Genomic DNA, 23039 nt, shown 5'->3' with positions numbered 1-23039 from the left:
GGGGCCGCGACGACGCAATATCAGTTCAGGAAGCCGGCTTCCCGGGCGGCGGCGCGATAGGCGGCCTCGACATCGGCCAGTGCCTGCTCGGCGGATTCCTTGCCCTGCATGAAGTCCGGCAGTTCGGCGCCAAGCGCGGTGTGCATCAGCCCCATATAGGGCGACATCGGATAGGCCTGGGCGCCGTTCGCCGCGTTGGCGAGGATCGCCTCGGCTGTTGGCGGCGGGCTGAAGCCGGCCATCAGCCAGGCGGCGCCCGCGGGGTTTTCCGCCGCGACTTCCGGGCGGATGCCGTTCATCATGGCAATGAACGAGGCTTCGGCATCTTCATCCGAAATGTTCTTGGCGATCGCGAAGCCGTCCCACCAGAGGGCCGCCGCCGGAATGTCGCCGCCGCCGACGGTCGGCGCGGGGGCGAGGATGGTGGCCTCGCCGATTTCCGGCGCAGGGCCCTTCGGGTCGATATGGCCGTTCACCATGGAGGCCCACTGGTTCATGATCGCGACCTCGCCAGCGAGATACATCGCCTTCAACTCGTTGGAGGTGTAGGTCATGTATTCCGGGCCCATATATTCGGTAAGCGCCTTCATGATTTCCAGCGTCTTCAGCCCGGCCTCGCCATCGATCGCGGGTTCGGCCGAGCCCGGCTCGAAGAATTCGCCGCCAAGGCCGAGATAGGTGTTGACGAATTCATTGCCGAGATACCATCCGGCCTGGTCGGCGGCGGCCAGCGGATAGTCCATGATCCCCTTCTCGCGGATCACCTTCGCGGCCTCCAGGATGCCCTCCATGGTGGTCGGCTGCTCAAGGCCTGCCTCTTCCAGGATGTCGCCCCGGATATAGAGGTTCTGGCCGTTCACCATGAAGGCAATGCCCATGACCTTGCCGTCAACCTTGACGAGCTGGGACGGCTGGAGCTGCTGGCCGTATTTTTCGACCAGATCATCCATCGGGCGGATCAGATCGTCGTTGAGCAGCGGCACGATCGAGTTGTTGGCGACCACCGCCACGGTGTACTGCGCCGGATTGACCGTGAGCGCCGGCACCTGGATCGACTTGTGTTCGGTGGTCATGTTGACCTCGACGGTCACGCCATCACCGGCACAGGCCTCGGCGCCTTCCAGAACGGTACCGATGGCATCGAAGTCATTCGCCAGGATGCGGACGCTGCCGCCTTCAATCCCGCATCCCGCATGGGCCGCCCCCGCACCGAGGACGAGTGCCAGGGCTGCCGTGGTCAAAGTCAGGGTTTTCATTCCACACTCCGTTGGTTCGCGCCTGCGTTGATCGCAGATCATCTTCTGGGTTGATGATGATTATTCGGCCGCCTCGGCGGTTGCCGAAGCCTTGTCGGCCATCTGGGCAAGCTTGATCTGCACCAGCATGGAAAGTTCGTCGTAAACGGTCCACTCATCAACGATCCGGCCGTTCTTGTAGTGGTAGTGGGACATGCCCATCAACCGGATATGTTTGCCGGTCGGATCGCCGAGGCTTTCCAGCGCACCGTAGCCGAGATGATGGCCTTCCATCACCCAGCGCACGGCCACCTTGGTGCCGCCCTCGATGCAGGGCGTGGAGCAGATATGCTGCGGGACGAACACGGCATCGGGAATGCTGGCGACGAGGCCTAGCGTCTGGTGCGTGACCGAGGCGGTGCCGTAAAGCTCCTTCATCAGCGGTCCGTGATACATCACGGTCGGCGCGTAGACGTCGCGGATCCGGCCGAACATCTTGCGATTGAAGACGTCATGCAGCCAGGAAAGCGTGGTGCGCTCGATATCATTGTTGGCGATGTCGAGGTTCGCCTCTTCCGCCGGCGGATACTGGCCGAGCATCAGCCCGACCTCGCCGATATCGAGCTGGGTCAGACCCTGCGCCAGCTTGGCTGCAGCGATCTTTTCCGCATAGGGCTGCGGGTCGATCCCGAGCTGGCGGATGATCGCCATCTGGTCGGACACCACCCATTCGCGATAGATCTTGTTGCGGTGGATCATGCAATCGGCGATCGTGCGCGAAACGAAGGGGCGGCCATTGGCGGGGCCGTACTGCCCGTTCTGGGTGTAGCGGCCCGAGCCGGTGACGAGGTGCGAGGTGTAGAAGCCGTCCTTGTCATCGCCGTTCCAGACCACATGGGTCGCCATGCCGTGGCGTTCCGGCAGGGAGGCCAGGCGCTGGATCGTGTCCCGCACCACGGCTTCCCGGTTGTAGATGTTGGCCAGCGGGGTGTAGAGCACGATATTGTGGGTGTAATGGGTGTAGATCAGACCGACATCGCGCTCGTCCCAGATCTTGTGGGTGCAGCGGATGATGTAGTCGACGATATCCGAATAGCAGGGATCGAAGCCATCCATGCCCTGCACCGGGGCCCGGCCCTCGGGCACCAGGTCGGTGAAGTCCGAGCGCTCAACCTGCATGACGCGCCCCTCATGGGGCCCGTCGCCACGCTGCGGCTTGGCATTCTTGGTGATCGCTGTGGTCTTGTCTTCGGAACCCATATCTGTCCTCTTTACGCCGATCGGCGGTATTTCATTTGCATACGCTTGCAGTTATAGTGATCGAAATTTCCCTTTCTATCAACCAAATAATGCATACTTATGCAAAATTTTTGCATATTTTGACGCAATTATCTTTTCATAATGGTTATTTATCTGATATTTAGCCTATGCAATCATATTCAAAACGGATGCCAGGCATGGACTTCGGAAGCTTTCTCGACCGACTCAAGGCTTTGGGCATAAAGGCGCCTGAAGAGGACGCCAGGGCCGCCTTCGGCCAGGCCAAACATCTGGCTCTGATCGGCAAAAAGCTCGCCAAAGGTAAAGTCGATGCCGCTTGACCTGACATTGAGGCAGCAGGCGGCGATGCTGGCGGCGGGCAAACTGACCGCGTCGGCGTTGGTCGAGGCCGCCCTTGAGCGCATCGCGCGGCGGGACGGCGCCCTCAAGTCGATCGTCCACCTGTCGGAGACTGCTCATGCCGAGGCCGAGCATCTCGACGCAATGGCGCCCGAGGACCGTCCGCCGTTTGCCGGGCTCGTCTTCGGCGTCAAGGATATCATTGATGTCGCCGGCCAGCCGACCCGCTGCGGCTCCCATGCCCATAACGAGATGCCCGCCGAGGATGCCGCCGTAGTGGCCACGCTGCGCCGGGCGGGCATGATCCCCGTGGCCAAGCTCGCGACCTATGAATACGCGCTGACCGGCCCTGCCTATGACCAGCCGAACCCACCGGCACGCAACCCATGGAACACCGACCATATCACCGGCGGCTCCTCCTCGGGCTCGGCGGCGGCGGTGGCCGGCGGCCTGATGCGGGTAGCGCTCGGCACGGATACCGGCGGCTCGGTGCGCGCGCCGGCCGCCTATTGCGGCGTTGTCGGGCTGAAGCCGACGCGTGGCCTTGTGTCCGATCGCGGATGCTTTCCGCTGTCGCGGAGCCTTGATGTCGTCGGCCCGATCGGGGCTTCTGTCGACGACGTGGCGTTCGTGCTCGAGCGGCTCATTCCCGGCTTTGCGCCGGTGGCGCCGAGACAGGACATTGCCGGGCTCGTCATCGGCTATGCCCGCGACTGGTTTGCCGATGATCCGCATACCGATGCCGCCGTGCTGTCTGCGCTGGACGATGCCGCCGGAAGGCTTTCGATGCTCGGCGCGCGGATCAACTTGGTCGATCTGCCGGATTATCAGCCGCTCGAGGACGCGGCCACCGTGATCCTGCAGGCCGAGGCGCTTGCCGTGCACAAGGAGGGCCTTGGCCGCAATTACGAGGCCTATGGCGTCGATGCGCGGCGCAACCTGCTCACCGGCGCGTTGCTGACAGATGAGCACGTTGCAGCGGCGCAATCGGTCGCGGCCGGGTTCCGTCTTCGGGTCGATGAGGCATTGCAGACATTTGCGGCGCTGCTGACACCGACAACGCTCGGACCCGCGCCTGCTTTCACCGATTTTCGCGATGGTCCGGTCTGGACGCCGATGCGGACCATGCCCTTCAACATGAGCGGCCACCCGGCAATTTCGTTGCCCTGCGGCCTCGGCGACACCGGTCTTCCGCTCGGTGCCCAGCTTGTGGGCGGCTTCGGGCAGGAGCGCATGCTCATCCGGATAGCCGGGGCGCTGGAACTGGCCAGCCTGCCGCTGATGTGTCCCGTGCCGGCCGAAAATAATGACCTTTCCGGTCGCGAACACGCAGAAATCTGACAATCGCGGCGCACTTTACCGACGAAAGAGAGACGTTCCATGACGATCACCCATATCAAGCGAGGCAAGCCCGAGACCGAGCGTTCCGACGATGACCTCAAGGTGCGCAGCACCGTCGAGGGCATCCTCAAGGACATCGAACAGCGGGGCGATGCGGCCGTGCGCGAACTGTCGGAGAAGTTCGACAACTATACGCCCTCCGCCTTCCGTCTGACGTCCTCGGAGATCGAGGCGCTGATGAACCGGGTTTCGACGCGCGACATGGAGGACATCAAGTTTGCCCAGGCGCAGGTGCGGGGGTTTGCTAAGGCCCAGCGGGATTCGATGCTCGACATCGAGATCGAGACCATGCCGGGCGTCATCCTCGGCCATCGCAACCTACCGGTCCAGTCGGTGGGCTGCTATGTGCCTGGCGGCAAGTTCCCGATGGTGGCGTCCGCGCATATGTCGGTCGCGACCGCCTCCGTCGCGGGCGTGCCGCGCATCGCGGCCGCAACGCCGCCCTTCAGGGGCGAGCCCAATCCGGCGGTGATCGCGGCGATGCATCTTGGCGGCGCGCACGAGATCTACGTGCTGGGCGGCATTCAGGCGGTGGGCGCGCTCGCGATCGGAACCGAGACGATCGATCCGGTGCATATGCTGGTCGGGCCCGGCAATGCCTATGTGGCCGAGGCCAAGCGCCAGCTTTTCGGCCGGGTGGGGATCGACCTGTTCGCCGGGCCTACGGAGACCATGGTGATTGCCGATGACACCGTCGACGGCGAACTCTGCGCGACCGATCTTCTGGGCCAGGCCGAGCATGGCTATAATTCGCCGGCGGTGCTGGTGACCAATTCGATGAAGCTCGCCGAGGCAACGCTTGCAGAAATCGATCGTTTGCTGAAGATCCTGCCCACGGCCGAAACCGCGGCAAAAAGCTGGGCGGATTACGGTGAGGTGATCGTCTGCGACACCTATGAGGAAATGCTGCAGGTCTCCGAGGAGATCGCATCCGAGCACGTGCAGGTGATGACCGACCGCGACGACTGGTTCCTCGAAAACATGCGCTCCTATGGCGCGCTGTTTCTCGGCCCCCGCACCAATGTCGCCAATGGCGACAAGGTGATCGGCACCAACCACACGCTGCCGACGCGGCGGGCGGGGCGCTACACCGGCGGGCTGTGGGTCGGCAAGTTCCTCAAGACCCATTCCTACCAGAAGGTTCTGACCGACGAGGCGGCGGCCAATATCGGCGCCTATTGCTCGCGGCTTTGCATGCTGGAGGGCTTTGTCGGCCATGCCGAGCAGGCCAATATCCGCGTGCGCCGATATGGCGGGCGCAATGTTGCCTATGGCACGGCGGCTGAGTGAGGTCTGGATCATGAAGCTTCCCCACACACCCTCGTTCCGGCTGGACGGCCGCGCCGCCCTCGTGGTCGGCGCTTCCTCCGGCATCGGCCTTGCCGCCGCCTCCGCTCTTGCCGAGGCCGGCGCGCGCGTCACGCTCGCAGCGCGGTCGGAGGACCGGCTGGGCGAAGTCGTTTCCGCGTTTGCGGAGGCGGGTTACGCGGCGCGGGCGATGGCGCTCGATGTGCAGAATGTCGAGGAGACGGAGGAGCGGATCGGCGAGAGCGAACCCTTCGACATTCTCGTCAACAGCGCGGGCATTGCACGCCACTCGCCGGCGCTTCAGACCTCGCTTGCGGATTTCGACCTGACCACCGGCATCAATCTGCGCGGCGCCTATTTCCTGACCCGCGCTGTCGCCGCCAAATTGATCGCGGTCGGTCGGCCCGGCTCGCTCATCAACATCTCCTCGCAGATGGCCCATGTCGGCGGCATCGACCGCGCAGTCTACAGCGCCACCAAGCACGCGGTCGAAGGCTTCACCAAATCGATGGCGATCGAGTGGGGCAGCCACGGCATTCGCGTCAACACCATCTGCCCCACCTTCATCCGAACGCCGCTTGCCGAACAGACCTTCGCCAATCCCGAGCGGCTGAAATGGGTCGAGGACAAGATCAAGCTCGGGCGCATCGGCGAGGTCGAGGACGTCATGGGCGCCGTCACCTTCCTCGCCTCCGACGCCGCGTCGCTGATCACCGGCAGCGCCTTGATGATCGACGGCGGCTGGACGGCCGAGTGAGGCTGATCGGAACCAACCGAATGCAACGTTCAAAGAGGGAGCAGGCATTGGGTATTTTTTATGGTCAATGATTAGAGAAAGCTGCCGCTCTGCCGGACTGAACCCAACTAGCGCTAGCATGACGAAATACCCGCGTTCTCAAGGATTTCTAATAATTGCTGAGAAATCATAACAGCTTGTGCAACGCACTTTTGCTTGCGTGGAGCGGTACAGGCAGCCTATTGTCTCCTGAAACGGCGTTTAGCTTATGTCTGAACCCGTTACGATCTCTGACCCCCTTGGTGCGACGCACTTTTCACAAACAGGGAGACGACCCACATGAAAAAGAAACTTCTGCTTTCCGCCTGCCTCGCGCTTGTCATGGCCGCGCCTGCCTTGGCGGCAAATCCACAGCCGGACGAAAAACTGGCTGATAACCAGAACCTCAATTATTGGCTGCTCGATGCGATCAAGACCAAGGATCCGCAGCTCAACAGCGCGGTCGAAGGCTCGCATGTGGCCCGTCAGCTTTTCGAGGGTCTCTACAATCAGGACAATGCCGGCAATCTGGTGCCCGGCGTTGCGACCGATTACGAGGTTTCCGAGGATCAGACCGTCTACACCTTCCATCTTCGCCCCGAGGCAAAATGGTCGAACGGCGATCCGGTGACGGCTGACGATTTTGTCTACGCCTGGCAGCGCCTCGCCGATCCGGCGACCGGTTCGACCTATGCCTGGTACGAAGAACTGATGAACGTGAAGAACGCCTCGAAGATCATTGCAGGCGAGGTGGAGCCGTCCGAGCTGGGCGTCAAGGCCGTTGATGACCACACTCTGGAAGTCACGCTTGAAAGCCCGATTCCCTTCTTCGTGAAGATGCTGACCCATACGTCGACCTTCCCGGTCAACAAGGCCGTTGTCGAGGAATATGGCGACCAGTGGACCCTGCCGGGCAATATGGTTGGCAATGGCGCCTACAAGCTTGTTGAAGACAAGCTCGGTCAGGACCTGACGCTTGAGCGCAACGAAAACTACTGGGACAATGACAATACCGTCATCGACAGCATCCACTTCCAGGCAATCAACGACAAGAACGCGGCTTTGACGCGCTATCTGGCCGGTGAACTGGACTATATCGAACTGCCGTCCGGCCAGTTTCCGCGCCTGAAGGAAGAATATCCGGACCAGACGCATGCCGTGCCGCGCTCGTGCACCTATGCCTATCTGTTCAATGTTTCCGACAAGGGGCCGGAAGCCTTGAAGGATGTTCGCGTGCGCAAGGCGCTGTCCTATGCGCTGAACCGCGACATCATCGTCAACAATATCACCCGCGGCGGCCAGAAGCCTGCCTATAGCTGGACCTATTACGCCACCGCCGATTTCAAGCCGCCGGTGACTGATTATTCGCAATGGTCGCAGGAAGAGCGCAATGCGAAGGCGGTCGAGCTGCTCAAGGAAGCAGGCTACGACAAGAGCAATCCGCTGGAGCTGACCCTTTCCTACAATACCTCTGACGACCACAAGAAAATCGCGATCGCCGCCCAGCAGTTCTGGAAGGCCATCGGCGTCAACGTCACGCTCAACAACACCGAGTGGAAGGTCTATCTCGACAATCTCAAGAATTACAATTTCGATATCGGCCGCTACGCATGGTGCGGCGACTATGACGAAGCCTCCACCTATCTCGACTATTTCCGCACCGGCGGCATGAATTATGGCGGGTTCTCCGATCCCGACTACGATGCCGCGATGAAGGCATCGCTGACGGCGGAAAACCCGTCCACCGACTACGACAAGGCCGAACAGATTCTCGCCGAGGAAATGCCGCTGGCCCCGATCTACTTCTATTCGACGCCGGTCATGGTCCCGGCTGATCTGAAGGGTCTTCCGGTCGAGAACGTGTTGCAGAACTGGTACGCGAAAGACCTCTATCGCGTAGCCGACTAAGGTCTGAAACCGGCTTCGCGGGCGGCGAATTGACCGCCCGCGAGGCTGAATCCTCCGTTTCGTCCGGATCCGCGCGCGCTTTGATAACAAGATGTCCGCAGCGGTAGACCGGACCAAAAGGCCGAGCCAGACCGATCATGACCGGTTACATCATCAAGCGCCTGTTTGTGGCGATCCCGACAATCCTGCTGCTGATTGTCTTCTCTTTCTTTCTGATGCACGCCGCTCCGGGCGGACCGTTCTCCTCCGAGCGCGCCCTGCCGCCGCAGGTGCTGGCGAATATCAACGCCAAATACGGACTCGACCAGCCGCTGTGGCAGCAGCTAGTCGATTATGTCTGGGGCATCGTTTCCCGGTTCGATTTCGGCCCGTCATTCGTCTATCCGGACCAGACGGTGAACTCGATCATCGCGCAGGGCTTTCCCGTAACGCTGACCTATGGGTTGCTGTCGGCAATCGTGGCGGTGCTTGTCGGAGTCACGCTGGGCGTGGTTGCGGCCGTCAGGCACAATAGCTGGCTGGACAGCCTGGCCGTCGGCATCTCGGTCGGCGCGCAGGTCCTGCCGAATTTCGTCATGGCGCCGATCCTCGTGCTGATCTTCACGCTGTGGCTGCGCTGGTTGCCGGGCGGCGGCTGGGAGGGCCTCGGTCACCCGGCCTATATGGTGATGCCGGTGATCGCCCTTTCGACATCCTATATGGCGTCGCTGGCCCGCATTACCCGTTCATCCATGCTGGAAGTCTTGAATTCCAACCACATTCGCACGGCGAAGGCCAAGGGGCTGCCGATGCGCCGGGTGGTCATGAAACATGCGCTGAAACCGTCTCTGCTGCCGGTCATTTCCTATCTCGGGCCTGCCTTTGTCGGCATGATCACCGGTTCGGTGGTGATCGACATGTATTTCTCGACCGGCGGCATCGGCAAGTTCTTCGTCGAATCCGCGCTTAACCGCGATTACGCCGTGATGATGGGGATCACCATTCTGCTTGGCGCGCTGACCATCGCCTTCAATCTTTTTGTCGATATCCTTTACGCCTGGATCGACCCGAAAATCAGGTATTGAGCCATGCTGATTGAAAGAGAGAAGATTCAAAGCCTGTCCGAGGCGATGGCCGATGAAGCGGAGAAAGGGCGTTCTCCCTGGGCGGACGCCCGCGTGCGGTTCTTCAAGAACAGGCAGGCCGTTATCGGGCTCTGTCTGCTGATCTTCGTGATAGCCTTTGCCGTCTTCGGTCCGTTCATCGCCCGCTGGTCGATCGACGAGATCGACTTCATGGTGATGGGCGACATCGTGCGCGAAGGCGCGCCTTCATTCGCCAACGGGCACTATTTCGGCACCGACGATCTCGGCCGCGATCTTTTTGCCCGAACGGTGCTTGGCACACAGATCTCACTGGCTGTCGGCCTTATCGGCGCGTCGATCGCGGTGATCGTCGGCACGATCTATGGCGCGGCCTCGGGATTTCTCGGCGGCCGGATCGACAACGTGATGATGCGCACCGTCGATATCCTGCTCGCCATTCCCTACATGTTCGTCCTGATTCTGCTGCTGGTCATGTTCGGCCGGTCGATCGTGCTGCTTTTCGTCGGCATCGGGCTTTTGTCCTGGCTCGACATGAGCCGCATCGTCCGCGGCCAGACATTGTCTCTGAAGGGCCGCGAATATGTCGAGGCCGCACGGGCGACGGGCGTTGCCTCCAGCACCATTATCCGCCGCCATGTCGTGCCCAACCTTCTGGGCGTCGTCATCGTCTATGCGACATTGCTGGTGCCGGGCATGATCCTGTCGGAGAGCTTTATCTCCTTCCTCGGGCTCGGCGTCCAGGAACCGCTGACCAGTCTTGGCGCACTGATTTCCCAAGGCGCTGCGACGATGAATTACGGTACGCTCTGGCAGCTCATCTTTCCGCTCTTCTTCTTCATCGTCACGCTGTTTTCGTTCTTCTTTCTGGGCGACGGCCTGCGCGATGCGCTAGACCCGAAGGATCGCTGACATGGCGCTTCTCGACGTTTCCAATCTGGATATCCGGTTCACGACCAATTCCGGCCCTGTCTTCGCCGTGCGCGGCGTCGACTTCACCCTTGATCGCGGCGAGACGCTGGCGATCGTCGGCGAGAGCGGATCGGGCAAGAGCCAGACGGTGTTCGCGATGATGGGTCTTCTGGCCGCCAACGGCGAGGCCACCGGCTCGGTCAAGTTCGACGGAACCGAAATCCTCAACGCCCCGCCGAAGGTCATCAACCCCATCCGCGCCAACCGCATGGCGATCATCTTCCAGGACCCGATGACCTCGCTGAACCCCTATATGCGGGTTTCCGAGCAGATGGCGGAAGTGCTGCAGCTCCACAAGGGCATGTCGAAACGCGCCGCGATCGCCGAAAGCGTGCGCATGCTGGATGCCGTGCGCATTCCCGATGCGAAATCGCGCGTTAATCTCTTTCCGCACGAGTTTTCCGGCGGCATGCGTCAGCGCGTGATGATCGCCATGGCGCTGCTTTGTCGCCCCGAAGTGCTGATTGCCGACGAGCCGACGACCGCGCTCGACGTCACCGTTCAGGCCCAGATCATGCGGCTGCTTTCCGATCTTCAGCGCGATTTTGGCATGGCGCTGATCCTGATCACCCATGATCTTGGCGTGGTTGCCGGCGCGGCCGAACGGGCTATGGTGATGTATGGCGGGCAGGTCATGGAAAAGGGGCCGGTCGATGCGTTGTTCAAAAATGCGACCCACCCCTATACGCGCGGGCTTATCGGCTCCATCCCGCGCGTCGACCGCAATGACGATGTGCTCCGTTCCATTCCGGGCAACCCGCCCAACATGGCGCGCCTTCAGCAAGGCTGTCCGTTCGCGCCGCGCTGTGATTTTGCCGGAGAGGACTGTCTGGACCATCTCGACCCGCTGACCGAATTCGCCCCTGGCAGATTGCGCGCCTGCAACAGGCCGATCGCCGAGGTGACCGGCGGTGAGATCGAAGCCAAGGGAGATGTCCAATGACGGGTGATGTTCTGCTGAAAGCGGACGATGTCCGCGTCACCTTCGATATTCACCGCAGGGGCAGCATGCCCTGGCACAAGCCTTTGTCCCTGCATGCCGTCAATGGCGTCAGCTTCGAGCTTCGTCCGGGCGAGACATTGGGCATTGTCGGCGAATCCGGCTGCGGCAAGTCGACGCTGGCGCGCGCCATCATCCGCATGGTGCCGGCAACAGGCCAGGCGCTGTGGAACGGCCGGACGAACCTGCTGGACCTGTCCGCCCGCGAAATGCTGAAATATCGCAGCGATATCCAGATGATCTTTCAGGATCCCCTGGCAAGCCTCAACCCGCGCATGAAGGTCGGCGATATCATCGCGGAACCGCTCATCACCCACCAGAAGGGCATGGCAAAGGAAGAGGTCCGCGAACGGGTGCAGGAGATGATGAGCCGCGTGGGCCTTCTGCCGAACCAGATCAACCGGTATCCGCATGAGTTCTCCGGCGGCCAGTGCCAGCGTATCGGCATTGCCCGCGCTTTGATCGTGCGTCCGAAACTGATCATCTGCGATGAACCGGTCTCCGCGCTTGACGTGTCGATCCAGGCGCAGGTCATCAACCTGTTGATGGAGTTGCAGCGCGAGCTGGGTCTTGCGCTGATGTTCATCGCCCATGACCTGTCTGTGGTGAAACATATTTCGACGCGGATCATGGTGCTCTATCTCGGGCGGGTGATGGAAGTGGCGCCGAGCGACGTGTTGTACGCATCACCGCAGCATCCCTATACGCAGGCCCTGCTTTCCGCCGTGCCCATCCCCGATCCCGAGATCGAACGCAACAAGAAGGCCGTGCCGCTGGAAGGTGATCTGCCGAGCCCGCTCAATCCGCCGTCAGGCTGCGTTTTCCGCACCCGTTGCCCCCGCGCGACCGCGATATGCGCGAGCGAGGTCCCGGCGCTGCGCACGGATCCGAGCGGGGACCCTCAGCACAGTTTCGCCTGCCACCATCCGGGGCCGGCGACGGAGAACGCGGGCGCCTGATCAAGTTCACCGGAGCCGCTGTTTGTCGTTGAGCATCGAGAGGCGGTCAGAGGCCTTGCCCTCCACTTTTGCTTGGCACCGGAAACCGCCCCGATCACAATCCAGCGATAAGATGGGACTTTTGCCCCACTAACCTTGTGATCGGGCTGGCATTTTAATAAGCAGCGGGGATATTGACCGCTCCTGAACGGTGTCCCGATGTTTTCAAGGATCTGGAATAGCTATCTCGCCCCTCTGCTCGGCCGGCCTGCACATGTGCAGATCGCCGCGCTCTGCTATCGACAGGGAAATGCCGGACCGGAGGTCCTGCTCATCACCTCGCGCACGACCAGGCGCTGGATCATCCCGAAGGGATGGCCTGTCGCCGGCACGGATGGAACCGGCACGGCGCTGGAAGAGGCATGGGAAGAGGCCGGGGTTCATCGCGGCGGCGAAGCAAGGCGCATCGGACGCTATCGCTACAACAAGATCGTCGATGGCGGATTGCCGGTGACCACGGATGTCTATGTCTATGCGATCAGGGTGATCGAGCTTGCCGACACATTTCCGGAAATGGGAGAGCGCGAGCGCAGATGGATGCACCACGACGATGCGGCACGGATCGTGGAAGAGCCTCAGCTGAAGGCGATCCTGAAGGATCTGCCGGCCCTTCTCGAACAGGCACGGTGACGTTGAGAGCCGTGCCACAAGCCGGCGGTTTTCAGGACTTCAAGGAAAATCATATTGACCGATGACGCCACCCGGCAATGGAAGACGCTCGACAAGGACCTGAACCGTCTTTCGCGGCTTGAGGAAGCCTCCATGTACGCCTCGCGCCCCCTGGTGGGGGTTGGCGTCAGCCTTGTCTTCGTTTCGTTTGCAGCCGTGGCCGCCGCGATTTTCGCCGGCGGCGAACCGCAGAGCCTGGCGCTGATCGTCGCCGCCGCCTTCGGGGCCTATATGGCGCTCAATATCGGCGCGAATGACGTGGCGAACAATATGGGGCCGGCGGTCGGGGCGAAAGCCTTGTCGCTGCTGGGCGCCATCGCCATCGCCGCCGTTTTCGAAAGCGCCGGCGCGCTGCTGGCAGGCGGTGATGTGGTGTCCACGATTTCCAAGGGCATCATCGACCCCTCGGCGCTTTCCAACACGGCAGTGTTCGTGCGGGCGATGATGGCGGCGCTGCTGGCGGCATCGATCTGGGTCAATATCGCCACCTGGATCGGCGCGCCAGTCTCGACCACGCATTCCGTCGTCGGCGGCGTCATGGGCGCGGGCATCGTTGCCGCGGGGCTTGGAACCGTCGACTGGGCGACGATGGGCAAGATTGCCGCAAGCTGGGTGATTTCGCCGCTGCTCGGCGGCATTTTCGCCGCGGCGATGCTCGCCTTCATCAAATGGCGGGTCATCTATGTCGACGACAAGATCGCCGCGGCCCGGACCTGGGTCCCGGTGCTGATCGGCGTGATGAGCGCGGCCTTCGCCACCTATCTTGCGCTCAAGGGCCTGAAACATGTGCTGGCCATTGACCTCTCCACCGCGCTGCTGATCGGTGTGGTCGTTGGCGTGGCAATGGGCCTATTGTCCGTGCCGCTGATCCGGCGGCAGTCGGAAGGGCTTGAAAACCGGAACCGGTCGCTGAAATCCCTGTTCAGCGCGCCGCTCGTCGTCTCTGCGGCGCTGCTCTCCTTCGCCCACGGCGCCAATGACGTCGCCAACGCTGTCGGGCCGCTTGCCGCGATCGCCTATGTGCATCAGTCCTCAAGCGTGGCGGGCGAGGTCTCGATACCGCTCTGGGTGATGCTGATCGGCGCGCTCGGCATTTCCTTCGGCCTTGTGCTGTTCGGGCCCAAGCTGATCGGCATGGTCGGCAGCCAGATCACCAAGCTCAATCCGATGCGGGCCTATTGCGTGGCGCTGTCGGCAGCGGTTACCGTCATTGCGGCATCCTGGCTGGGACTGCCGGTGAGCTCCACCCACATTGCGGTCGGCGGGGTCTTCGGTGTCGGTTTCTTCCGGGAGTGGTACACCGAACGGCGCGCGCGTCGCCTGACGCGGGAACGCCCGGCCGATCGCAGGCTGCCCGGGCAGGAACGCGCCCGCCGCAAACTCGTCCGCCGCTCCCACTTCATGACGATCATCGCAGCCTGGGTGATCACTGTGCCCGCAGCAGCGCTCCTATCCGCCGCATGTTTCCTGCTACTGCGCGCAATCGGGTTCTAGAGCCTGCATCTGACTTGGTAGAAGAACGCGGAGAGTGTCAACGGCTGAGTGCCGGCGGAACGGCTCTGCGCGCATTCCCAGCACAGCCAACTTGGCCAGAAACCCTTTCCGCGCAAAGGCGTTCGCTCTCAATCACTGAAGCCACACCGATTGGCATGCCGTTCCAACGCCCTGTCTGCATAACCCTGCCATCCCGTCCTGCGCGCAGAAAGTCTCAGAACCTGTAGCCGAGGCGGAGCGATCCCGTATGGGAGCGATAGTCTTCGGCAAATGAGCCGTCATATTGCAGCTTCAGCTCCATGCCCTGCCGTTTGGCAAGTTCGAGGCCGAGCGTCACATGGCCCACCGTGTCCGCGATCGGGGTGAAGGTCGAGAAGCTGTCCATCGATGACAGGCCGGCAAACCGCGACGTCGTCTCCCATTCATCCGCCGAGATGAAGGACACGCCGAGATCGCCGTAAAACCGGGCCGGCCAGTCTTCGAGGAAGGGTATCCGGGCGCCGAACTCGATCCCCGGCGTTATGCCGAAAGCCGTATCGGAATTGCCGTCGACCATGAGATTGAGCGCGCCCGCGCCGCTTTCGGTATAGCCATACTGATGCATGTTGATGACGTCGAGATCGACGCGCGGGCGCATGTAGTATTCATCGCCGAGCGCGATTTCGTAGGATGCCCGGAAACGGCCGAAGACCATCGCCGAATCCGGATTTCCGGTTGCTGTCGCCGAAAGCGTGTCGAGGTTGATATAGCGCTTGGAATCGCCCCAATTGTAACCGCCGCCGCCGACAAGGCCGAACAGCCATGGACCGACTTCCTTCTTCAACGCGACGGCGCCGACGAAGGAATCCTGATCCAGTTTTTGGGAGCCGCTGTCATTGCGGAACCAGCTGCTTTGATAGGTTAGGCCAGAACCGAGGAACCAGCCGTCGCCGAGCTCCTTCTGACCGCCGATCTGCAGACCGCCGGTCGATTGGGTATAGCCGCTTGCGTCACCCTGGCTGTCCTGCGTTGATTCTCCGCCCAGGGCACGCGCCCAGACACAGGAGCCTTCATCCATCATCACGCCGGATGTCTCGAAGGCCGGGCATGACAGCACGCTGTTGGCGGCGCTGATCGCCGCGGAAGGAGACGACGAAAGCGGCGCGGCGGCCGTTTGCGACACCGTTTCCAGCAACATGTCGGAGAAGGTCTCGGGCGTCGACTGATGGAACGCGCCGAACACCTGACCGAGCGAGATTTCGTCGGCGCCGAACTTCACCTCCGTCGCCGAGCCGTCCTCAATCCTGTTCCAGGCCTGCTGCATGGCCGACGAGGCCTGGCTTCCATTGCGGCCAAGCGAAACGCCGTTGTCCGTGAAATGAGCGTCTGCCACCGAGAACCCGGTCCAGCCGGCAGACGAGGTCGTGACATCGGTGAAGTCAAAGACCAGCGACGGCAGGATCGATAGATCCGAACTGTCGGCGCCTTCGACCTTCAGGAACTCCGTCCGCGTATTCGGCAAAAGCGCGTTGCCGTTGACATCAACGCCCCAGCGACCTGCAAAGTCGCCCTGGATCAACAGCTTGTCCGCGAGCCCGCGTTCCATATCGACGTCCAGGCCCGCGATGAGACCACCCCTGCTGGCCGTCGATGTCCGCCAGTCCAGTTTCTCGCTGCGATGATAATAGCTGAATGGCGAGAACCCGCTCGAAAGGCCGAGGTCTGCCGCGTCATAGGGGCTGCCCGCATCCGCTGTGCCGACACCGACGAGGTCGCCGGTGACCGTGGTTTCGATCGTGTTCCATTCGCCGCCGATATCCATCGTCCCGGCATTAACGATCCCGTCGACATCGGCGATCGCGCCGGTGACGAAGGTGCCGGTGCCCTGGTTCAGGAAAAGACTGAGGCCGGGCGCGACGCCGAGGGTAACCGTCCCGTCCGCCGGGTTTGACGCGGTGACGTTGCCGCCGCGCGACGAGACGACATTGCCCGACACTGTGCCCGCGTTATCAAGCACGGTGTTGCCGCTGGCCGTGACGACGCCGTAAACCGCGCCTGCGGAAACGCCGGAAGCGCCAGTGCCGGCAATCGTACCGCCGGAGCCGACGGTGACATTGACGGTCCCGTCCTGGGTCTGCGCAAACACGCCCCAGCCCTTTGCCGAAGACACGCTGCCATCCACGCTGACCGTGACGTGCCCGCTATTCTGCGCCCCGCCATTCAGTCCGCGCGAGCCGGCGTAGAGGCTGCCATTGTTCATGAAAAGGCCGCCGCTGCCGGCGAGCGATTGAGCGAGGATGCCATGGGCATTCGCACCGGTTGTCCTGATCGACGATTCGGCATCCAGCGACACAGACACATATCCGGAGCTTTGGGCGGAGCCGCCACCGTAACTGCCGGAAGAATTGCCAGAGAGGAGTTTCATCGGGGCGGCAAAGTCGCCCACGCCGCCGCCGCCGCCGCTGATCGACTGCGCGAGAATACCAATCGCGCCGTCACCGGATGTGACAATGGTCCCGCCGGTCAGTGTCGCCGATACATCATTGCCCGGAGCGGGCGTCTGGCTTTCAACCCAGTTCACCGAAGCGATGTTCTGGGTCGAGGCCGACAGGAATCCGCCGCTGCCGCCGATCGACTGCGCGACGATGCCCAATGCGCGCGTCCCGGCAGTCGTGATCGTGCCATTGTGGTCAATCGTCACGCTATTGCCGAATTGCGTCGTTGCTGAGTTGCCCGTACTGGTATCCGTCCCGAGGGTAACGGAAATGACACCCGACACGGTATCGTCGTTGGCCGTGGTTGCCGTTCCGAGCGCGGTGATGCCGAGCCCTCCGCCCCCGCCGACAGACTGGGCGATGACGCCGTGCGCACTGTCGCCCTCCGTCTTCAGGGTTGCGCCGTCGAGAACGTGAACGGTGACCTCTGCCCCCGTTCCACCGCCGCTGTTCTGATTTGGGGTCGAGCCCAGCCGCAAGTCGACGCTGGAAACAGCAAAGCCCGATGAGGTTCCGACACCGCCGCCGCCGCCGAGCGACTGTGCCACGACAGCACTGGAGGCAAAGCCCGAGGTCGAGATGTCGCTCGCGTAGACAAGCACATCCTCGGCGCTGCCACCATTGCCGCCGGCCATGCCGAGGGACATTTTCACATCCGGCTTTGAGGATGAAGAGGAGTTGGAGGTCGCGCCCGCGCCGCCGCCGCCGCCGATCGACTGGGCGAGAATGCCGTGGGAGATGTCACCGGTGGTGACAATCCTGCCCGATTTGACGGCGCCGCCCTTCGAGGCAACGCCGACGGACACGAAGCCGGCGGTGCCCCCGCCGCCGCCCGCTCCGGTTCCCACGCTCAGATAGTTGGTTGTCGTGGTCTTGCTGCTGGAAGAGTCACTCGTGTCGTCGCTCGTATCGGAACTGTCGCTGTTTGCATCCTGCTTGGCCTTGGTATGGGTGAGCGAAGAGGTGCCGAGGCCCGCCGTTCCGCCGCCGCCGGCGATGGACTGGGCCACAATCCCGGTCGCATCGTCGCCGGCGGTCGTGATGGTGCCGGCATTCCACGCATAGACATTGCCGCCATCGCCGCCGCTGCCGCCCGTGCTGCCAAGCCCAATCGTCAGCGCCCAGGATGCACTGTCATCGCCGGTCCCGCCGCCACCCGAGCCGCCGCCGCCGCCGATCGACTGGGCGACGATACCGCGTGAGCCGAGCCCGGTCGTTGCGACCGAGGCGCCGTCGGCGAGCCCGGCCTGTACCAGGAGAGGATCTTGAGCGTTTTTTCCTCCGCCGTTGCCACCGCCGCCGTTCGCGCCGCCGACGGCGATGGTGAGTGTGCCTGACACGGAACCGTTAACAGCCGTCGCGGTGCCCTTGCCCGCACCCGCAGCACCGCCGCCGCCGCCGATCGACTGGACCAGCATGCCATCGGCGAGCGCGCCAGATGTGGAGACTGAGCCAACAATGTGCCCGTAGGCATGGCCGCCGTAGCCGCCATTCCCGCCTGCGCCGCCCAGGGGAACATCAATGTCGATATTAAAGACCTTGCCGGCGGGCTCGTCATCATCGTTTCCGCCGCTAAGAATCTTGGGCAGAGCCTTGCTTGCGGCAGTTGCGGTGGAGTCGCCGCCACTGCCGCCGCCGCCGCCGATCGACTGCACAAGAACACCCACCGCTCCATCACCGGATGTCGAGATATGCGATCCCGCATAGACATGGGCTTCGGCCGTTCCACCATTGCCGCCGCTTCCCCCCGATCCGCCATGGGAGATCGAAATGCTGAGGGACACGGTATTGCCGACCTCATCAAACGGAACGCCCTCTGTCAGCGCCTTGGCGCTCGCCACGCCGCCATTGCCGCCGCCGCCTCCGATCGATTGCACCACCAGCGCTGCCGCATCGGTTCCGGTCGTCACCACCTTGCCGTTGGTATAGGCGAGCGCGCTGCCACCGCTTCCGCCGAGGCCGCCGCTGCCGCCATGGGCAATGGAAATGCCGAGACCGGCGCTGGCGCTGGTGGATTTGGCATTGCCGCCAACCCCGCCGCCGCCGCCGATCGACTGCACGAGCAGCGCCGTGCCGTGATAGCCTGCCGTCGCGATGGTCCCTGCGTCGCCGAACTGGACAACCTTAGCCGTTCCGCCACCGCCGCCGCTTCCGCCGCTGCCGCCCGTGGCGCTGCTGATGCCGATGCCCCAGGCTGTGGCCTGGCCGCCCACACCGCCACCGCCGCCAACCGATTGCACGATGATGCCGGAAGCATAGTCGCCGCTGACGGTGATGTTGCTGCTGTCCTCATGCTTGACAACGGCATATCCGCCACCGCCGCCAGGGCCACCAGAACCGCCAACAGCACCGAAAAGCCCTTTTTTGTTGCGTCCCTGCCCGCCGCCGCCGCCAATCGACTGGGCAACGATGCCATGCGCTTCAGAGCCTACCGTCGTCAAATTGCCGGAATTATAGACGGAAACTGTACTGCCGTTGCTGCCTCCGCCAGTGTTGGAACCAGCGCCTCCAATATTTCCGATCGCCCCCTTTCCGCCATTGGCGCCGCCACCGCCGCCGATCGACTGGGCAAGGATCGCAATGCCACCGCCAAGTTCGGTACTGTCGGAACTGCTCGCTGATGTCGTGGACGTAGCATAGCCGCCATGGGTCCAGATATCGCCACGGTTGGTAACCGTTACAGCGCTAGAATGGGATGCCGCGCTCTGCCCGCCAACAGTCTGCTGGCTTTGCGATGTCGAAATCGCATAGCCGGAGCTATAGCTGGTTGTGGCCAAGGTGGCGGTTGACTGCAACATCCCGCCGCCGCCGCCGATCGACTGGGCAACGATACCGTGAGAATCGATACCGTGAACATCGATCTCGCCGGTGTTTGTGACCGTTACCGCCCCGCTGGAATTGGACGCGATATTGCTATCGCCCCACTGGAAGCCACCATTGCCATCCCAGACGTATAAGCCACCGCCTGCGCCTGACGAGATAGCGGCAATGCCCTGGGAATGGTCGCCTTTGGTCGTGATCGAAAAATCAGTCGTGACCGAAATATTACCACCGGAGCCGCCGACACCGTTTGCGCTCGATGCCTGGGATGCAATCTGACCAAGCCCACCCAACGAGGTCGCTATAATACCGCTGGAGTTGCTCCCCGCAGTCGAAATGCGTCCGCCACCCTGGAGGCTGACAGTTACGGAATCTGCCGCGCCTCCCTGCTTGGAAGCGTTGTAATAGTTCAGACTGGAACCGCCGTAGCTGGCAGCAAAAAATCCGGCGGACTCGTCGCCGGAGGTGCTGATACTGGTGGCTGAGGCACCATAGACATTCACATATACCTTGCCGCCGTCGCCGCCATTGTACCCGCCGCCCGAACCATTGGTGTTTACCGGCCCCTGCCCCCCGTAACTGACGGCTGAAAGCGCCGCGCCGGTGCTGCGCTTGGTAAACGTCCAGTCGTCGCCGATCTCCCCGGCAGCGACTGTGGAAATCGAGCCCGAGAACGCACTGCCACTCGAACCGAGGCTCAAGGTGGCGGTACCCGCCTGCCCGCCTGTGCCGCCTTCTGCGTCGCCCCACGAAATATTGTTCGGGCTATTGCCGCCATATGACGCAACAAAAACGCCGCCGCCGGCGTCCAGGGAAGCGATGGTGCTGACATCGCCAGTGATTGTGACGGTCGCGCTATTCCCCGAACCGCCGGTCAGTGCCCAGGTAGCCCCGCCGCGACTGATGGCGACGACACCAAAACCTTGTGCGGTAACATCGGCCGTCGAGGTGACAGCGACGGTTCCGGCATTGCCTCCAAAGGTTCCATATGCCGTACCGCCGGCGCTAACCGCATAGATGCCATGCCTCGCGGCATATTCAATCTCTCCGCCATTTTGTATAATGACGGTGCCTCCGTCTCCGCCAAAATACTTTTGGTAGTATTTGGGCTCCACCTCCGAGCTGAAGGAGCCGCTTCCCACTGAAACAACACGCAACGCATCAGACTGATTCTTACGGTAAAAGTTCGTCGAATAGAGGCTTTTCGGAAATGAAATCAGTCCGTTGGATGCCCCTTCTTCGGAAACATTCAGCGTCGCGTTGTTGTTAACCGTAATGTTCAATCCAGGCTGCGCGTACTTCGGGGGACTAGAGTAGCCTTGCTTGTTATAGTAGGTGTACTGCGCTTGATAAAAGGTCAGGGAACCGCCGTAAGCATATTGCGGCCTCGTGACTTCCGAAGATGATGAGATCGTGCAGTCAAAGGTCGTCGTGCTAATGGTGCTTCGATCGTTAATGTAATTGTTCGTCGACGCAGGATCACAGGACGATTGGGCATAGGCGCGCGAATAGGTGCGGCCCGCATAAAACGGCATCGGCACGCCCGCCAACGTGCCGGCGAGCGCCGTTGATTGAAACAGGAAGGACGAGGCAATCCATTTTGCGCGCTTCCGCTTCAGTTTCCGCGCCTGATGGATATCGCCAGAAACCGACCCGGTCTCTTTTCTGCCCGCTCTACCTGCCATCGCTGATCCCCTCTCCGGCCTACAAGCAAACCGGCCCGTTATTTTTTTCATCTCTATTAGCGATGGCGGAAGTTGAGCCAGTAATCCAGCTTCCAAGTTCCGATCCGGCGGTCTTTTTTTGAACTTTCGTCAAAAAGATCAGAAACTTGATTGCATTTCCGGAGACAGAATCCCTTATGCGTGTGGTTCTTGCCTGGTCTGCGCTTCTGCTGTCTATTGCTGCCAAAAGCCGGAGTGCGGCAGAAGCCCGATAACGAAAACAAGTGCGCCGAGACAGCTCAATGACCGCCGATGCCAACGAAGCCGATCCTTCTTTAAACAATACCAGCGAAGGTGCGGACGCCAATCCGGCACAGCCGCCGCGCGCCGACGCGCCGGTCGGCCCCTCTGAACCGCTTCAGACGAGCGTTACCTGTTCCCGCGGCTTTCCCCAGTGGCTTGCCATGCACAACTGCTCGCTGGCATTTACCTCCTACCAGACGGGGCAGCTCTTCCTGGTCGGTACCCTGCCGAACGGCTCATTGTCCCTGCACCAGCGCAACTTCGTCCGCGCCATGGGGCTCATCGGCGACAGCCAGCGTCTGCTTCTTGCGGGACTTGCCCAGATCTGGCGGTTCGAGAATGTGCTTGCGCCGCACGAGCGGGCCAATGACCATTTCGACAAACTCTATGTGCCGCGCCGCGGTCAGACCGTGTCGGACCTCGACGTGCACGAACTCGGCATCGACGCTGCAGGGCGTCTGATCTTCGTCAACACGAAATATTCGTGCCTGGCGACCGACAGCGTGGCGCATTCGTTTAAGCCGGTCTGGCGGCCGCCCTATATCTCCCGGCTGGCGCCGGAAGATCGCTGTCACCTGAACGGACTTGCGATGGAAAACGGCGTGCCGCGCTTTGTCACCTCGGTCTCGACCACGGACATCGTTGACGGCTGGCGCGACCATCGTCGCGATGGCGGCGTTGTCGTCGATGTCCAGACCGACGAGGTCGTCGCGGAAGGGCTTTCCATGCCGCACTCGCCGCGGCTTCACAATGGCGCACTGTGGTTCCTCGATTCCGGCAACGGCTATCTGACGCGCATGGACCTACAAGCCGGGACGCGCGAACGCGTCGCATTCTGCCCCGGTTTTCTGCGCGGGCTGTCCTTCCATGACGGTCATGCCTTTGTCGGCCTCTCGCTGCCGCGCCGCGATGGCGTCTTTTCCGGCCTCAACCTTCAGAACGAGCTCGACGGCAGAAAGGCCGAAGCGTGGTGCGGGCTCCAGATCATCAACACCGCCAATGGCGATATCGTGGAATGGCTTCGGCTTGAGGGCGGGATCAAGGAACTGTTCGACGTCAGGGTCCTGCCCGGCGTGAAATGCCCGATGGCACTGCCGACCTTCGGCCCTGAACTCGCCAGCTTCATCACCATCGAAGAACCCGACCGGCCGCTCAGCGAGCGCGGGTGGCATTGAGATGGCTCTCTGCAAACATGGGCCAGGAAAGCGGCCTGAGGACAGGCTGAAAGCGACATGGTCTCTGATTTCATTTTTGGAACGCATAGCAAGGAGCCTCCGCCTTGCTGTTGGGATGACGCAGCCCGCGGGAATGCACAT

The 23039-nt window shown here is 62.1% G+C and carries 15 protein-coding genes; 12 read left to right on the top strand and 3 right to left on the bottom strand.

The annotated features are described in order from the left end of the window. Nucleotides 1–20 precede the first annotated feature (20 nt). Nucleotides 21–1256 (bottom strand): ABC transporter substrate-binding protein, encoded by a 1236-nt coding sequence (locus tag V6767_RS03865; RefSeq protein ID WP_448472227.1) that lies wholly within the window; start codon nt 1254–1256, stop codon nt 21–23. Between the two features lie 60 nt (nt 1257–1316). Continuing rightward, a complete protein-coding gene (locus tag V6767_RS03860; RefSeq protein WP_448472226.1) occupies nt 1317–2495 on the bottom strand; it encodes an ester cyclase in 1179 nt (392 codons plus the stop codon). Between the two features lie 197 nt (nt 2496–2692). Here V6767_RS03860 and V6767_RS03855 point away from each other — a divergent pair, with 197 nt between their 5' ends. The 11 genes from V6767_RS03855 to V6767_RS03805 all read left to right on the top strand — a co-directional run bounded on the left by V6767_RS03855 (nt 2693) and on the right by V6767_RS03805 (nt 14462). Then, nucleotides 2693–2836, top strand: a complete 144-nt coding sequence (locus V6767_RS03855; RefSeq protein WP_448472225.1) for a hypothetical protein — start codon at nt 2693–2695, stop codon at nt 2834–2836. Beyond that, on the top strand, nt 2826–4196 hold the full coding sequence (locus V6767_RS03850; RefSeq protein WP_448472224.1) for an amidase: 1371 nt from the start codon (nt 2826–2828) through the stop codon (nt 4194–4196). Before V6767_RS03855 ends, V6767_RS03850 begins: the two co-directional genes overlap by 11 nt. 39 nt (nt 4197–4235) lie before the next feature. Further along, nucleotides 4236–5546, top strand: a complete 1311-nt coding sequence (hisD, locus tag V6767_RS03845; protein WP_448472223.1) for a histidinol dehydrogenase — start codon at nt 4236–4238, stop codon at nt 5544–5546. A gap of 10 nt (nt 5547–5556) precedes the next feature. Then, nucleotides 5557–6321 carry an SDR family NAD(P)-dependent oxidoreductase gene (locus V6767_RS03840; RefSeq protein WP_448472222.1) on the top strand — a complete coding sequence of 255 codons (765 nt, stop codon included), beginning with the start codon at nt 5557–5559 and terminating at the stop codon, nt 6319–6321. A 318-nt stretch (nt 6322–6639) separates the two neighbouring features. Continuing rightward, nucleotides 6640–8247 (top strand): peptide ABC transporter substrate-binding protein, encoded by a 1608-nt coding sequence (locus V6767_RS03835; RefSeq protein ID WP_448472221.1) that lies wholly within the window; start codon nt 6640–6642, stop codon nt 8245–8247. Nucleotides 8248–8384: 137 nt separating this feature from the next. After that, on the top strand, nt 8385–9311 hold the full coding sequence (gene oppB / locus V6767_RS03830) for an oligopeptide ABC transporter permease OppB (RefSeq protein ID WP_200337497.1): 927 nt from the start codon (nt 8385–8387) through the stop codon (nt 9309–9311). Between the two features lie 3 nt (nt 9312–9314). After that, complete coding sequence (locus V6767_RS03825; protein WP_200337496.1) at nt 9315–10241, top strand: ABC transporter permease subunit; 927 nt, start codon at nt 9315–9317, stop codon at nt 10239–10241. A 1-nt stretch (nt 10242) separates the two neighbouring features. Beyond that, nucleotides 10243–11244, top strand: coding sequence for an oligopeptide/dipeptide ABC transporter ATP-binding protein (locus V6767_RS03820; protein WP_448472220.1), 1002 nt, complete (start codon nt 10243–10245; stop codon nt 11242–11244). Next, nucleotides 11241–12260: an oligopeptide/dipeptide ABC transporter ATP-binding protein gene (locus tag V6767_RS03815; protein ID WP_448472219.1), complete on the top strand. Its 1020-nt coding sequence runs from the start codon at nt 11241–11243 to the stop codon at nt 12258–12260. Before V6767_RS03820 ends, V6767_RS03815 begins: the two co-directional genes overlap by 4 nt. 198 nt (nt 12261–12458) lie before the next feature. Continuing rightward, a complete protein-coding gene (locus V6767_RS03810) occupies nt 12459–12929 on the top strand; it encodes an NUDIX hydrolase (RefSeq protein WP_448472218.1) in 471 nt (156 codons plus the stop codon). A 54-nt stretch (nt 12930–12983) separates the two neighbouring features. Next, nucleotides 12984–14462: an inorganic phosphate transporter gene (locus V6767_RS03805; protein ID WP_448472217.1), complete on the top strand. Its 1479-nt coding sequence runs from the start codon at nt 12984–12986 to the stop codon at nt 14460–14462. A gap of 214 nt (nt 14463–14676) precedes the next feature. On the opposite strand, the gene V6767_RS03800 is transcribed toward V6767_RS03805, so the two are convergent. Continuing rightward, nucleotides 14677–20457, bottom strand: a complete 5781-nt coding sequence (locus V6767_RS03800; protein WP_448472216.1) for an autotransporter outer membrane beta-barrel domain-containing protein — start codon at nt 20455–20457, stop codon at nt 14677–14679. 1265 nt (nt 20458–21722) lie between these two features. Between V6767_RS03800 and V6767_RS03795 the strand changes: the two genes are divergently transcribed. After that, entirely contained in the window at nt 21723–22898 is a 1176-nt protein-coding gene (locus V6767_RS03795) for a TIGR03032 family protein (protein ID WP_448472215.1), read from the top strand. Nucleotides 22899–23039 lie beyond the last annotated feature (141 nt).

The sequence above is a fragment of the Martelella sp. FLE1502 genome, from assembly GCF_053484255.1.
This window is presented reverse-complemented; position numbering and strand designations above follow the sequence as displayed.